Here is a 15100-nt window from a genome sequence, read left to right on the forward strand (position 1 = left end):
TATAATGATTGAATGAAAAGAGGCGGGTGATAAAGGTGCAAATCATTGTAGTTGAAGGTGTACCTTATCATTGGGTGCAACCGTTACAAGAAATTCATGCACATGTATTTGAAGGTGCACATCTTACTCTAGAAAAACTGGAAAGTAAAAAAGACCTGCTTTGTTTATTTGCCGTGGAGAAACAGGAGATGATAGGATTTAAATTAGGCTACCCACATTCTGATGGCGTTTTTTATAGTTGGTTGGGCGGTGTTCACGAAAAAATGCGAGGTCAAGGTATTGCTAGTCAATTGATGCGAAAGCAACATGAAAAAGTGCTAGAACTTGGCTATAGTAAAGTTCGTACATACGGTAGAAATAAGCGCAAAACCATGCTCATCACAAATATTCACCATGGTTTTGATATTGTTTCGACTTTTATTGATGATAAAGGTCGACATAAAATAGTGTTTGAAAAATTATTGAATTGAGGAATGTATGATGAAAGCATATTTAGCGAATGGGTTATTTTCTTTAGGAGATCGCTTAGTAAATGAACGGTTAGCAACGGCAATTCGACAAGCGATACCAGATATTGAATTATATGTTCCACAGGAGAACGATGCGATTAATGATAAGGCATCCTATGCGGATAGTTTAGCCATTGCAGAAGCGGATTTAACAATGCTACAAACGAGTGATGTTTTAGTGGCTGTGTTAGATGGTGTAGAAATTGATTCTGGCGTAGCGGCTGAAATCGGTGCATTTTCAATGCTGAACCGCCCAATCGTTGGGGTATTTACAGACGTCCGTCAACAAGGGCGAGAAAATATGATGAAAATAGAGGCGCTTATACGTGATGGCATTGAAAATCAATTTGTTTACCGTAATTTATTTGTTATCGGTTTAATCAAGCGCAACGGTGTCATTACGACTTCTATTGACGATGCTGTATTAGCGGTTCAAGAACTACAACAATAAGGAGGAATGGCAATGCTTTTAACAACAACGGATGTTGTTGCAGGAAAAGAGATTGAAGAAACATTAGGTTTGGTTAAGGGCAATTCGGTCCAATCGAGAAATATTGGTCGCGATATGATGGCGGGGCTTCGCAATATTGTGGGCGGTGAAATGAAAGAATATGCCGAAATGCTCGTGCGCTCCAGAGAAATTGCTACACGAGCTATGGAAGAAGAAGCGCAGCTTTTAGGAGCTGATGCGATTGTAGCCGTCCGATTTTCCACATCATCTGTTATGGACGGAACTTCTGAGGTTTTAGTCTATGGTACAGCCGTAAAATTAAAAAGTTAACTACTATAAGAGGACTTCAACCTACTCGGATTGAAGTCCTTTAATATGCCAGTTTACTTGATAATACTTACAAAAAATCGGTATGTCCGTCTGTGAAGAATGGAATCTAATGCAATTAGTATTGCACTAATTATCCCAATTATATAGAAAATTCGTAGTTATAAGGACTAATGATGTCCATCTCGTTTTGTATAATAAGAGGGTAACTATGTAGAAAGAGTGGGATATATGGTGGATTCACAACAAAATAAAGGCTATCGTGTCATTTCAATGTTCGACAGATTGATGGATGGTCAAGGAATTAGCAAAAAGCAAGAAGCATTTACACATCAAGTTGGTGAAAAAACCATACAACGAGATTTAGATCAAATTCGAGCGTATATTGAAAAAGCTAAACTAGACTGTCATTTAGAATATGTGCGAACAGAAAAAGTGTATAAGCTAACGAATACCGGGAAAAACGTTTTATCCAAAGAACAAGTGCTAGCGATTGTTAAAATACTTATTGAATCAAGAGCGCTTTTAAAATCAGAAATGAGCGATATTATCGATAAACTTATATCGATTGTTGCAGCAGATAAACAAGAGTTTATTCATAATATCATTTTAAATGAGAAGCATTTGTACGTTGACTTAAATCATAAAAAATCTCTTTTACATTTAATATGGGTAATTTCAGAGGCAATTCAAAAGAAAAAAATAATTAAAATTGATTATTTACGAGAGAGTGAGATAATTCCTTCACAAAAGATATTAAAACCTCTTGGTGTTATTTTCTCCGAATACTATTTCTATTTAATAGCTTACGATAGTAAGCATGAGAAGGACCTACCGATTGTCTATCGTATTGATCGTATCCAGCATTTTCTAGAGTTAGATAAGAAATTTCAAATCTCCTACTCCGAACGCTTTCAAGAAGGTGAATTTCGTAAACGCATTCAGTTTATGGATGCAGGTGAGCTGATGCATATTAAGTTTCTTTTTAAGGGGCGTTCGCCACAGGCGGTCTTAGATCGTTTACCGACAGCCAAAATTTTGTCCAATAAAGATGGACAATGCTTGTTTGAAGCGGAAGTTTTTGGTCGTGGTATTAAAATGTGGCTACTTAGTCAAGGGGCGAATATTGAGGTGTTGGAGCCTTTAGAATTGAGAGAAGAAATGATTGAAACAATCCAATCCATGCAGCAAAATTATTTTTATATGTAAACGAGGAAAGTATACTTCATTTTTAAACGCATCGCATATTAGAACAAAAAAGTTATAAGAATGAATGAAAAGTTGACTAAATTCCCTTGCTATTGCCGACTATAAAATGAAGGGGGAATTTACAATGTACTCACTTTCAAATTTCAAATTATTGGTTGAAAAACAGAAAAAAATTGATGCGATTTATCAACATTGCGATGAATTAAAAAAAACAACGATTACACCTAAAATTTCCGAAGAAGTAGAACGATTTTATACATGTTGTAAAACACGTTTAGAACAGCAAGGTTTTAAGGTCACTTTGACATCTTCAAAATTAATTGCAGAGTATAAAGAGGCATTTATTACTATCGATAAGCATTCTAAAGACATCGAAGAATGTATTTTTATTAATTTAAATAATTATGTGGAAGATCAGTTATCCATTATGCTAGACATTGAATATCAACAGTTCGAACAAATCATTACATATAACCTAGATGGTTTTTCAACGGTTATAGAGCAAGTAAACGAAAAATTAAACCAAGCCAAAAATTTTCAAGATGCTTGTAAAGCCGCAAAGCTTATTTATAAAAATAATCAAAACGAAATTTTTCATTCTGCTGACGAGGCAGTAAACTATTATTTTAAGTAAAACACAAGGCATCATCCTTACTAGGGATATGCTCTGTTTCAGATGTCCGTTGGTAAAGAAGTGTTATAACCATGATAAAAGGCATTGCTTGATGCCTTTTATCGACAAGCTAAAGCATACTAGGAGTGCATCTTAGTATGCTGTTTTTAGTTTAAAATAATAGAGCATTAGGAGTCTTGATCCTTACAATTAAAAGCTTTTCTTATTTTATAGGTATTACAAGCAGTTCCTTGCTCATCGTAAATTTCTTTACCTACGACTAGTTCAGTATTGCGATTAGCGTATTCGTCATAGTTCGTAATCGACAGTACATCGTCGGCAGTCCAGTTTACATTTACACTACCTTTGGCATCACTAAAATAAATGGTTTGTTCTTCGTCATGTTTTTGATGATATATAATATTGACAATCAAATTGACTCCACCTATAGCGCCACCATAATTGTCATAATAAACTTGTGCTGAATAGTCACCATTTGGTGAAAGAATAGGGCGACCATATTTGATATCGCCTGTATAGAAAAATGTATAAGTAAAATGGTGATAAACAACATAAAGGCAAAATAGTAAGATTGGCATCAACAAATATAAACTCATTTTTTTCATATTCTTCCATACCTCCTGTAAATAATACGAAACTTTTCATTGAAAGTTCCTAGAAAGGTAGTTCTCTTTGAAAAGGGTTTTTGCCAATTTTGGAGAATTGTAAATACTATAAAGGAGGAATAAGATGTTTCCTATTGTAGAGACTGAACGATTAATATTAAGAGAAATAATAGATGAAGATGCAACAGACCTTTTTCGCTGTTTTTCCAATCACCTTGTTACCCAGTATTATGGATTAGAACCCTTTGCAACAATTGAAGAAGCAAAAAAACTAATCGAAACTTTTTCGAAAAATTATAAGGAAAAAAGAGGTATTCGGTGGGGTATAGAGCGGAAAGAAGTAAAGGGCATTATCGGAACCATCGGCTTTAACGCATGGTCACCTAAACATAAGCGGGCAGAAATTGGCTATGAGCTGCACCCCGACTACTGGCGAAAGGGCTATACGAAAGAGGCAGTAGCTGAAATTGTATCCTATGGGTTTGATAAGATGGAACTTAACCGGATTGGGGCAATTGTCTTTATTGAAAATGTAGCATCCAATCAGTTACTAACTCATTTAGGTTTTCACAAAGAAGGCGTATTAAAAGAATATATGTATCAACAAGGGAAAGCACATGATACAAATGTATATGCTATTTTTAATGATAAGCTATAAAGCCATGAGCCCAAATTCACCTTTCAGTGCGTTTAGGCTCATTGTAAGAAAATAAGATTTACTCCGTCGTTATCGCCAGTAGAAAATTGTCTCGTTCGGATTCTTCTTGCATTTTACTATCGACTAACATTGCACCATACTTTACAGTTGTCATTTTGGCATCGACTAAAAATTGTACATTGACTTTCGCCTTCTTGTTGTTGATAGGACAATCACCTTTAAATTCCACTACATCTTGTCCCTTTTGTGTCTCAAAATAAACCCAATATGGATTTTCGCAAGCTGAAGCAAAAGCTTTTTCGAATGATTGGTTACTATTTTCGATTGAATAGTTTTTGACATATGTAATATATTCATTATCCGTTATGTCTTCTTGTGGACCATAAAAATACCAAAACACGCCTATTATGCCGATTGGTATAATCCATAAAATATTACGCTTACTTAATTTCCCCATTCCCCATCCCCCTTTATAACCATATTTTATCATCTTGCCCCTATTATTTGCTAGCTCAATATAATATTTTCTAACTTAAACATTTTTCTTGTTATCCAAAATCTATATGGGATAAGGAGAAAGAGGTTATGTGCATTTAGTTTTTTTTCTATTTGAAGAGAGCATCGTTGCTTCGCTTCTGACATTAGGAAGTGCTATTTTATATGGTATACAGTAAAATAGTTGTAGGGTATTTCACAATAAGAGGCTGGGACAAAAGAGAAAAGTGTTAGATAGACTGCCATCAATCTAACACTTACTTGTTGCGCCGTTGTTGTCCGCTACGGAGGTGCTTTCCGCTCAGCACAGTAAGCCGCAACCCTCGCTACGCGCGGAATGCCCGCGTCTTACATTATGTGCTGTTCCCGCCGGAGTCACCACCTCCGCTATAACAACTAGTAACCCTTCTAATTTTTTATTTATTGCAAAAGCAAGAATAGCTAAGTTAGCCAAGTTCTCCATTCCTTAAATTTTTCTAGTTATGTCCCAGCCTCTTTCCATTTTTAGATAACAAACTACTAAAATATTTAAAAGAAGATGTGATCATTTTATGGGAAAAATCGCTATATTAGCTGAAAAACCATCGCAGGCACGAGCTTATGCAGAAGCCTTTAAAATTAAACACAAAGAGAAAACGTTTATAGAGTTAGAGCCCTGTTCAACATTTCCTGATGGTGCCATTATTAGTTGGGGGATAGGTCACCTCGTCGAATTAAAGGAACCGAAGGAATATAAAAAGGAATGGGAGAAGTGGTCTTTAGATGCCTTACCGATTATTTTAGACAAATATGAAGATAAAGTTGTTAGTAATGTATACACACAGTTTAATGCGATAAAAAAAATCTTCCACGATCCACAAGTAACCATGATTTATAATGGATGCGATGCTGAGCGTGAAGGATCGAATATTTTTTATTCCATTTATAAAATGACAAAAGTAAAAAAGCCTGTAAAACGTTTATGGATTAACTCTTTAGAAGTGGATGAAATTCGGAAAGGTTTTCAAAATATGCACAGTAACGAGCGCGATTTGCTGATGTATCAAGAAGCAAAAACACGCCAAATTAGCGACTGGCTAGTAGGCATGAACTGTAGTCGTTTATATACATTACTTCTTCAGCAGAAGGGCTTTAAGGGCAGTATTTCTATTGGGCGTGTGCAATCACCAACAGTGTATTTGATTTATAAAAGACGACAAGAAATCGAGAATTTTAAGCCTGAAAAGTTTTATGAAATTGAAGGAGTATTTACAGCCCAAAATGGTATGTATAAAGGTAAGGCGAAAATCAAATCCAATGTTAGAGAAGAAGTAGAGCAGTTATTGAGACAACACGCTATTCAGCCAATGGATATAGGTCAAATTACGAGTGTAACGAATAAGACAAAGCGAATCCAACCACCTAAATTGCACGCATTATCAACTTTGCAGGCAACAGCAAATAGACGCTGGAAATATAGTCCGGCTCACGTGTTAAAATTGACACAGTCGCTATATGAGAAAAAGCTTGTATCGTACCCACGTACCGATTCACAGCTGATAACACCAAATGAATACAATTATTTACACGAAGCACTGCAAAAATATCAACAGCTCATTGGTCAGTCATTTCCCCCTGTTTTAAGAGGCCAACATAAACGTTATGTTGACAGCTCTAATGTAGGCGAGCACTATGCCATTATTCCAACGAAAAAGGTGCCAACAGAAAAAGCGTTGCAGTCAATGGCTGCGGATGAACGAAATATTTATTTTGAAATATTACATACAACGCTTGCAATGTTTCATCATGATTATGAGTATGATGAAAAAACGATTTTAACGGATGTGAAAAATGTAGAATTTAAATCCGTCGGGAAAACAGAGCTTGTAAAAGGCTGGCGGGAGCTTTTCGCTGGCGATAAAGAGCCTTCACATCGTGAGGAAGTTCTACCTGTCGTATCTAAAGGGGAAATCGTCCAAAGTCAAATCGCCATTATGGAAGGGACTACAACGCCACCAAAGCCTTATACAGAAGGGCAACTTATTACAATGATGAAAACATGTGGAAAATCGGTTGAAGACGAGACTGAAATCGAAGTTTTAAATTCTGTAGAAGGTATTGGCACAGAGGCAACACGAAGTGGCATTATTGAAACGATTAAAAAGCATGGGTTTATTGAGGTGAAGAAAAATATTGTCAGTATCACACCTAAAGGGGAACTATTGTGTAGAGCAATTGAAGGAACCTTGCTTTCCAGTCCATCGATGACAGCAAAATGGGAAATTTATTTAAAAAAAATAGGACGTGGTGAAGGATCGGCCAAACATTTTATCGACAGTATTGGCAAATTTATCTATCAGTTAATTGCCGAAGTACCAAACAAAATTAACACAATCACAATTAATGCGGATCAATTTCCAACAAATGCTAAAGCAAAAGATATTGTGACATGCCCAACATGTAAAGTAGGCAAAATTAGCTTGCGCAAGAAATTTTATGGTTGCTCGGAATATAAAAATGGCTGTAAACAAACATTTCCAGAAAGATTATTAGGGAAAAAGCTTACGGAGAAGAATATTAGAGATTTATGTACGAGCGGGAAAACAGCCGAAATGAAAGGTTTTAAAGCAAAAAGTGGCAAGCAATTTAGCGCTGCCCTGCAATTTGTGGAAGGGAAAATTGAATTTGCATTTAATACAAAAAAATAACGTTCATAAAGTTTATTTGGAATGTGCTACTTAAGGTACAAATGGATGGAAATTATGCCTTTTTTATAGAAGGAGTGAAGCGTGTGGATGAGCAGGAACTAGTAGTGAAGGATTACTTGTTACAGGGAATCGAGGCAGGGAATTATTCGCAAGATGGGAAAATGCCAAGTGAACATGCTCTAATGGAAATGTTTGGTGTACCACGTATAAAAGTACGAAATGCCTATGATTTACTAGAGAAAATGGGTTTAATTTATTCGCAGAAGGGGATTGGGCGCTTTTTGCGGGAAAAACAAAAACCACTTGAGGTTGTAATGTCTGGCGATATTAGCTTTAGTGAAAAAATGCTCAAATTTACATCAAACTATCAATCAGTTGTGACGAAAATAGAACAGGTACCTAAAGAACATATTATTTTTAGCAAGCCGTATGTTCAACATAGCGACCTTTACCTAATTGAAAGATTGCGCTTTATTGACGAGGAACCCACAGCAATCCATCGCTCGTATGTCGTTGTTGAAAATATGCCTGCCATTAAGCAGGTGAATGATGATTTAACCTCTATCTATACATTTTATCAACAGCATGGTGTAAAACAATTTCGTAGTTCCTTCTCACATTTAGCTGTCAAATTTCCAAATGAACTGGACCGGTCATTGCTTGCATGTGAAATATTGGTGCCTCTCGTCAAGGTAGAATCGGATAGTTGGGATGACGAGCATAATATTTTACTAGAGTACACAGAAATTTTATATCGAACGGATCGCTTCTTTTTTCAAATATAGATTAGAGTGACTTCAAACCATTCGTGTTTGAAGTCTTTTTTTATGTTGTAAGACAACCGGAAGATAAATTGCTACGTGACCCCGCCATTTTAATTAAATGCCGTTAATTTTTGTAAAACTTAATTTACATGAACTTCACGAAACCTTTTCACTACTGAACATGGCGCCAAGTTAAGGTATTGGTGAAGGGAGTTGGTCAAGTGAAACGAGCTGAACGGACTAAATTATTAATTGAGGTTGGACGTGAAGAAGCATTACAGATGGCAAATGAAGTTTGTAGTCACCATGAGGTAATTGAAATCCAAGCACCAAGAGAGGGGCTTGTCATGATTAAAATGCGAGAATCGGCACAGCAATCCCTTTTTTATATAGGTGAGACGTTAGTAACAGAAACTAAGGTCAAAATTGGCGAAGCATTTGGTCTTGGCTTAGTTCGCGAATATGAGCCAGAGCTTTCCAAGGCACTGGCCATTATAGATGCTGCTTATAATGGGCAACTACCTGTAGTGGCAAAGTGGGCGAGCGTGTTAACGAAACTGTCACAACGTCTTGATATGAAGCAACAAGAAATAAAATGTTCAATTGAACGGACAAAAGTTCAGTTCGACACGATGTCGATATAAGGAGGTAGGGAACATGGAAACGGTACACTTTACGCAACTGACATTTCGTACATTAATGGATTGTTTTGCTCGACCAGGCAGTAAAGGGACGTTACAAACTTTGCATTCCATCGATGGGCTATATCCTCAAACATTATCTGTTTTAATGACATTGTTCGATGGAGAAATCAGCTTTCAAGCAGTAGATGATTCGAAGCGACTTCACCAAGAACTACGTCAATGGACAGGCGCAAAAGTGAAAGATTACCATGAAGCGGATTTTATCATTGTGCCTGCAAATGCTAACAAAGAGCAAATATTGAAAGTGTTAGAAGTAGTGAAAATAGGGAATTTAATTGATCCACAGCAATCCGCTACAATCGTCATGGAATTGCCACAGCAGTCAAACGAGATTGTCTATCAATTAACAGGGCCTGGTATTTTGCATAAAGAACTAGTGGAACTGGGATTATCTCCTGATATTTTGGCGTTGCGTGCAATTCGAAATCGAGAGTTTCCGCTAGGAGTCGATTTGATTTTAATAGATGAAAATGGTAAGGTGCTCGCTTTACCACGCACAACGAAGTTGGAAGAGGTGAAAAGCTAATGGCGTATGTAGCAGTTCGTGGTGGCGCCGAGGCGATTGAAGCATCTTTAGAGCATTTGCAGTATGAGCGCGTGAAGCGAGGCGCACATATTTCAGTGCATACATTACAGTCCACAATGCGAGGATTTTTAGATCAAGTCATGTCGGAAAGTAGTTTATATAGTGAACGTTTAGCCTCTTTAGCGATGAAACAAAGCGAGGGCAATGCAGAGGAGGCTGTATTTTTATTACGTGCGCACCGCTCCACATTGCCACGCTTGTATTATTCAACTGTAACGAATGCGAGAGAAATGTTTGTCCTACGACGCATATCGGCTAGTTTCAAAGATATTCCAGGAGGGCAAATTTTAGGGGCTTCACACGATTATTTACACCGCTTATTGGATTTTGATTTGCTGGAGGAAACCGTAGCAGATGTTGAGCAAAAAAAGGCGGCATTTGAACAAATAAATAAACCGGAAGAAAGTGAACTTGCATTAGAGCAGCTACCAAAAGTAATGGATTATTTACGCGATGAAGGTCTAATAAGAAAGTTCGCTTTAAATAATCAAGAACCTAAAGATGTGACGAAGCAAGCCATAACGTTTCCAACAAATCGTTCTCAACGTTTGCAAACATTAACAAGGGGACAAACAGGGACGATTACATCTCTTGGTTATGCAGGTCTTCGCGGCTACGGTGCATCACATCCAAATGTTGGGGAGGTACGGGTAGGTTGGCAACCAATTTATGTTGCATTAGAAGACGACGATATGGACCCTTATTATATTGGCGCCATTAAACTAACGGAAGTAGAGTCGTTTATTCCTGTTGATGTAGATGAAGATGGACAACAAGTGTTGGAATTCGATGTTGGCTATGGTGCATGTTTTGGACAAAACGAAACAAAAGCCATTGCGATGTCTATCGTAGATCATGCACTAGAAGTTGGAGGCGATTCTCCAATCCATGACGAAGAATTTGTACTACTTCACGTGGATATGATTGAATCTACAGGATTTATCTCACACTTGAAGATGCCGCATTATGTCACATTCCAAGCGAAGTTAGAACAAATGCGCAGTATAAAAAAGGAGGGGCACCGATGAGCGCAGTACCATTTGCTTTGTTAGACGAACAGTCAAAGCGTGAAATCCGACGAGCAATTTTGAAAGGAATAGCTATTCCTGGCTATCAAGTGCCATTCGCCTCGCGTGAGTTGCCAATTGCCCGAGGGTGGGGAACAGGAGGCTTGCAAGTAACACTCGCATTAATTGGTAAAAATGATGTATTAAAAGTTATTGACCAAGGTTCGGATGACTCCGTCAATGCGGTTAATATAAAAAAGCTAGTGACCAAGACAACGGGTGTTCAAACAACAACTCGTACGCAAGATGCCACGCTTGTACAATCACGCCATCGCATTCCTGAAGTGCCATTACGTGCAGATCAAGTGTTAGTGCTACAAGTACCAGAGCCAGAGCCGTTGCGGGACATTGAACGGAGTGAATTTAAAACAAAACGTTATCATGCAGAAAAAGAATATAGCGGTGCTTATTTAATGTTGTTTGAACAAATTATGCGCTATAACCAGACTTCTCAAGGGGCGGATTATCCAGTATTAGTCAATGGACGCTACGTCATGAATCCTAGTCCAATTCCGCGGTTTGATAACCCAAAAATACATCAAAGTGAGGCGCTTATACTTTTTGGGGCGGGACGTGAGAAAAAAATTTACGCAGTACCGCCTTATACAAATGTGGAGTCGCTTGCATTTGAGGACTATCCGTTTGTTGTCGAGCAATTTGAAGGAAAGGTGTGCCGAGAAACAGGTCTGTCAGATGTCTTTCTTGATGAGCTTACAGATGAAGTTACGGGTGAAACTTACTATGTTTGTAATGATACAAGTTATATGCAAGAAATATTACAACAAAAGGTGGCAGCAAAATGATGCAAGAACAACCGGTATTATCGATTCGACAGTTATCCAAACAGTACGGTGATGGTTGTACGCATTGTCAGCACGAAGACATGAAACTAGAAAAAAATTTTTGCCCTGTCTGTAAAACTGTCTATGCATGTCGAAATGTATCGTTAGATTTATATCGAGGAGAAATATTAGGAATTGTCGGAGAGAGTGGCAGTGGTAAATCGACATTGATGAAAAGTCTTTACTTTGATGAGACGGTGACGTCAGGAGAAGGCTATTTAGTAGATTATGAAAATGGGCACAACAATATTTTTACTGAATCGAGTCAAATGAAGCGTCATATACGAAATACGATTTTAGGGATGGTTTATCAAAATCCGATGCTTGGACTGAAAATGGATTTTTCATCCATGAGTAATATTGCAGAAAAGCAAATTGCAGCAGGTAATCGTCATGTTCGTCAGATGGAAGAGCGAAGCCTATCACTTCTACAACATGTTAGAATTCCTGTCCATCGAAGTAAAGAAGCACCGAAAAATTTTTCAGGTGGCATGCAGCAACGGGTTCAAATTGCTAAGGCCATGTCCAATAACCCGCCTATTCTATTACTAGATGAAGTAACGACAGGATTAGACTTGTCTGTACAAGCAGATGTTTTAGATTTAATTAAATCGATACAACGGGAGTTAAATATTTCAATGATTGTTGTATCACATGATTTGGCCGTTATTCGTATGCTTGCTGACCGTACAATTGTCATGCTGAATGGGGAAATTATTGAACATGGGTTAACAGATCAAGTGTTGGAAGATCCACAGCACGAATATACACAACAATTAGTTTACTCATTACTGTAAGGAGGTAAATGATGCTTGCGATTATAAATGGCGTTATTGTGACAGAACAGCAATTTTTAAAAAACCACATTGTATTAGTGGAGGACCATTTAATTAATGCGATTGTCCATGAAGCGGACATTGATTTACATGGTATAGAGGTTTTAGATGCTAAAGGTGGCTATGTATCACCAGGTTTTGTCGATATTCATTCGGATTATATTGAGACGATTGTCAGCCCTCGTCCAACCTCAGTAATGAGCATGAACATTGGTTTACGGGAGAGCGAACGCATTTTAATGACGCATGGCATTACAACAATTTTTCATTCCTTATCCTATTACGGGGATGATAAATACTCACATAAAGCAATTCGTAATCCGGAAAATGTTCAAAAATGTGTTGATGCTATTTACGCTTCACACGAAGAGCCACATTTAATACGACATCGTTTACATGCTCGCTTCGAAATTGATTCCATCGATCAAATACCGAACTTAGAGCGCAATATTAAAGATGGCAAAGTGCATTTGCTATCATTTATGGATCATACACCAGGTCAGGGACAATATCGAAATCTTGAAATCTATAAAAATATTATGCGCGGCTATCGTTCCATGTCAGATCAGGAAGCCAATGTATTAATTCAAAATCAAGTTGATAAGGCGAAAATGACTTTCGATGATATTGAACGACTAAGTCGACTAGCCATTGAGCATAACATTGCGGTTGCTTCACATGATGACGATGATGTAGCAAAACTTCAACTTGTTCAATCGTATGGCACAACAATCAGTGAGTTTCCTATTACACTCGATGTGGCAAAAGAAGCAAAGAAGATGGGGATGCAAACGATTGCTGGTGCACCCAATATTTTAAATGGTGGCTCCCATTCAGGGAATTTAAGCGCCAGTGAGGCGATTCAAGCACAAGTAATCGATATTATTTGTAGTGATTATTATCCTCCTGCAATGTTACACGGGATTTTCGAATTATCGAAACAATATGATGAAGATTTACACCGTTTATTCCAACTTGTGACGATTAATCCTGCACGTGCAGTAAATCTTGATCACGAAATTGGCTCGATTGAGGTTGGTAAAAAGGCAGATATATTAATTATTGAACAGATGGAAGACGGCTATCCCGTTGTTACAACAACCATGGTTGATGGCAACATTATTATGCAAACCAATTATCGCTAAGGGGGGGAAACGATGTTAACTATACACAATTTGCAGAAATCGTTTACTATTCATCATTTACAAAAGACTTTTCCAGCACTTGAAAATATATCATTGCATGTGAAGGAGGGGGGCTTTTTAGGGATTGTCGGTAAAAGTGGCAGTGGCAAATCGACCATCTTAAAAAGTATTTATCGCACTTATATGCCGCAAGCTGGAAACATTATATTCCATTCAGATGCCTATGGTGAGATTGATTTATTACAAGCGACGACTCGACAAATTGTTTATTTGCGAAAACATGAAATTGGTTATGTGTCGCAATTTTTAAACGTCATGCCTCGAACGACAGCATTAGAACTGGTGACACAATCTCTACTAGATGTAGGTGTAGAACAACAAGAAGCTATTGCCCGAGCAAAGCAAGCATTACGTCATTTTGATTTGGAGGAAAAATTATGGAATAGTTATCCAAATAATTTTTCAGGTGGAGAGAAACTTCGTTTAAATATTGCTTGTGCGATAGTGAAAGAGCCACGCCTCCTTCTTTTAGATGAACCTACTGCTAGCTTAGATCAAGCCTCGAAAGTTAAGGTAAGGGAATCCATCGAAAAGCTAAAAGCACAAGGAACTACTTTAATTGGTATTTTTCATGATTTAGAGTTTATGGAAGGCCTGTGCGATGATGTTTTTACAATGATGAAAACTAGCGACAAGGAAGTGTTAGCGTGAAAATTGATTTGCATACACATAGTCGTTATTCCGATGGTAGTGAAACTTTGATGCAATTATTTCAGCAAGCGAAGGCAGCAGGTATCACACATCTAGGCGTTGTTGACCATGATACAACAGCTCACCATGCGGAGGGGCGTAAGCTTGCGGCACAATTCAATATCGAATTTATTGCTGGTGTTGAAATATCGGCCTATGACTTTAAGCGTCAGCGCAAAGTCCATATGCTTGGCTATGGTTTTCAAGGTCCATGTCCACATATTCAAGCACTTTGTACACCACTACTTGCTCGCCGGCACGCCCATTCATTATGGCAATTAGCGCGCATACAGGAGGCGGGGTTCCCGCTCGATGCAAAGCAGGCACTCGCCTTTGCTCGCGAAAGCGGTACATTATATAAACAGCATATTATGAATGCGTTGACAGAAGAGGCATATAGTTCAAAATACTATCAAACATTGTATCGCTCATTATTTAAAACAGGAGTAGCAGCAGGGGATATTGTTTATGTTGATGCATTTGATGCATTGCAAGCCATTCATGCTGATGGCGGAGTCGCTGTCGTTGCCCATCCTGGTCAGTTAAACTCTTTCGATATCACAAAGGAGCTTGTGCAAGAAGGGCTTGATGGAATCGAGTTACTTCATCCTGATCACACACCTGTGCATATGGAACAGGTGCAACAATTAGCTCAAAAATATCATTTAATCACAACAGGTGGATCAGATTATCATGGTCGTTATGGTGCACCTGTACAATTAGGGCAATATACATTATCCAATTTACAAACTGCCGTTTTTATTTAGTGAATGTAAAATTTTATTAAGAAAAATGCGGAGCTATTTCCAAGCGCTTTCCGAGATGATTAAA

General features: G+C 37.8%; 18 protein-coding genes. 16 read left to right on the forward strand and 2 right to left on the reverse strand.

Annotation, left to right across the window (positions count from 1 at the left end):
* Positions 1–35 precede the first annotated feature (35 nt).
* The 5 genes from FC748_RS04455 (at position 36) to FC748_RS04475 (ending at position 3130) form a co-directional block, all read left to right on the forward strand.
* Positions 36–470, forward strand: coding sequence for a GNAT family N-acetyltransferase (locus FC748_RS04455; protein ID WP_108030108.1), 435 nt, complete (start codon positions 36–38; stop codon positions 468–470).
* A gap of 10 nt (positions 471–480) precedes the next feature.
* A complete protein-coding gene (locus FC748_RS04460; RefSeq protein WP_024360986.1) occupies positions 481–960 on the forward strand; it encodes a nucleoside 2-deoxyribosyltransferase in 480 nt (159 codons plus the stop codon).
* 12 nt (positions 961–972) lie between these two features.
* A complete protein-coding gene (locus FC748_RS04465) occupies positions 973–1290 on the forward strand; it encodes a YbjQ family protein (protein WP_024360985.1) in 318 nt (105 codons plus the stop codon).
* Between the two features lie 228 nt (positions 1291–1518).
* Positions 1519–2496, forward strand: a complete 978-nt coding sequence (locus FC748_RS04470) for a helix-turn-helix transcriptional regulator (RefSeq protein ID WP_029747070.1) — start codon at positions 1519–1521, stop codon at positions 2494–2496.
* A 124-nt stretch (positions 2497–2620) separates the two neighbouring features.
* Positions 2621–3130 carry a hypothetical protein gene (locus FC748_RS04475; protein WP_024360983.1) on the forward strand — a complete coding sequence of 170 codons (510 nt, stop codon included), beginning with the start codon at positions 2621–2623 and terminating at the stop codon, positions 3128–3130.
* 167 nt (positions 3131–3297) lie between these two features.
* Here FC748_RS04475 and FC748_RS04480 read toward each other — a convergent pair whose 3' ends face one another.
* The gene (locus tag FC748_RS04480; RefSeq protein ID WP_024360982.1) at positions 3298–3735 is read right to left on the reverse strand and encodes a DUF5412 family protein; all 438 of its coding nucleotides are present in this window, start codon (positions 3733–3735) and stop codon (positions 3298–3300) included.
* 124 nt (positions 3736–3859) lie between these two features.
* Between FC748_RS04480 and FC748_RS04485 the strand changes: the two genes are divergently transcribed.
* Complete coding sequence (locus FC748_RS04485; RefSeq protein WP_024360981.1) at positions 3860–4393, forward strand: GNAT family N-acetyltransferase; 534 nt, start codon at positions 3860–3862, stop codon at positions 4391–4393.
* A 58-nt stretch (positions 4394–4451) separates the two neighbouring features.
* Here FC748_RS04485 and FC748_RS04490 read toward each other — a convergent pair whose 3' ends face one another.
* A complete protein-coding gene (locus FC748_RS04490; RefSeq protein ID WP_025219816.1) occupies positions 4452–4850 on the reverse strand; it encodes a hypothetical protein in 399 nt (132 codons plus the stop codon).
* 589 nt (positions 4851–5439) lie between these two features.
* Here FC748_RS04490 and FC748_RS04495 point away from each other — a divergent pair.
* The 10 genes from FC748_RS04495 (at position 5440) to FC748_RS04540 (ending at position 15036) form a co-directional block, all read left to right on the forward strand.
* Positions 5440–7575: a type IA DNA topoisomerase gene (locus tag FC748_RS04495; protein ID WP_108030109.1), complete on the forward strand. Its 2136-nt coding sequence runs from the start codon at positions 5440–5442 to the stop codon at positions 7573–7575.
* Positions 7576–7658: 83 nt separating this feature from the next.
* Complete coding sequence (locus FC748_RS04500; RefSeq protein WP_025219814.1) at positions 7659–8360, forward strand: GntR family transcriptional regulator; 702 nt, start codon at positions 7659–7661, stop codon at positions 8358–8360.
* Between the two features lie 200 nt (positions 8361–8560).
* Positions 8561–8983: a phosphonate C-P lyase system protein PhnG gene (gene phnG / locus FC748_RS04505; RefSeq protein WP_108030111.1), complete on the forward strand. Its 423-nt coding sequence runs from the start codon at positions 8561–8563 to the stop codon at positions 8981–8983.
* Between the two features lie 13 nt (positions 8984–8996).
* Positions 8997–9569, forward strand: a complete 573-nt coding sequence (gene phnH / locus FC748_RS04510) for a phosphonate C-P lyase system protein PhnH (protein ID WP_108030112.1) — start codon at positions 8997–8999, stop codon at positions 9567–9569.
* Positions 9569–10657 (forward strand): carbon-phosphorus lyase complex subunit PhnI, encoded by a 1089-nt coding sequence (locus FC748_RS04515; protein WP_108030113.1) that lies wholly within the window; start codon positions 9569–9571, stop codon positions 10655–10657. Before phnH ends, FC748_RS04515 begins: the two co-directional genes overlap by 1 nt.
* Complete coding sequence (locus FC748_RS04520; protein ID WP_024360974.1) at positions 10654–11499, forward strand: alpha-D-ribose 1-methylphosphonate 5-phosphate C-P-lyase PhnJ; 846 nt, start codon at positions 10654–10656, stop codon at positions 11497–11499. The genes FC748_RS04515 and FC748_RS04520 overlap by 4 nt, the downstream gene beginning before the upstream one ends.
* Positions 11499–12335 (forward strand): ATP-binding cassette domain-containing protein, encoded by an 837-nt coding sequence (locus FC748_RS04525; RefSeq protein ID WP_374116271.1) that lies wholly within the window; start codon positions 11499–11501, stop codon positions 12333–12335. The genes FC748_RS04520 and FC748_RS04525 overlap by 1 nt, the downstream gene beginning before the upstream one ends.
* 11 nt (positions 12336–12346) lie before the next feature.
* A complete protein-coding gene (gene phnM / locus FC748_RS04530; RefSeq protein ID WP_108030114.1) occupies positions 12347–13519 on the forward strand; it encodes a phosphonate metabolism protein PhnM in 1173 nt (390 codons plus the stop codon).
* 12 nt (positions 13520–13531) lie between these two features.
* On the forward strand, positions 13532–14230 hold the full coding sequence (phnL, locus tag FC748_RS04535) for a phosphonate C-P lyase system protein PhnL (protein ID WP_108030115.1): 699 nt from the start codon (positions 13532–13534) through the stop codon (positions 14228–14230).
* Positions 14227–15036, forward strand: coding sequence for a PHP domain-containing protein (locus FC748_RS04540; protein ID WP_108030116.1), 810 nt, complete (start codon positions 14227–14229; stop codon positions 15034–15036). Before phnL ends, FC748_RS04540 begins: the two co-directional genes overlap by 4 nt.
* Positions 15037–15100: the final 64 nt, after the last annotated feature.

The organism is Lysinibacillus sphaericus, assembly GCF_005217585.1.
GTDB classification, from domain to species: Bacteria; Bacillota; Bacilli; order Bacillales_A; family Planococcaceae; genus Lysinibacillus; species Lysinibacillus sphaericus.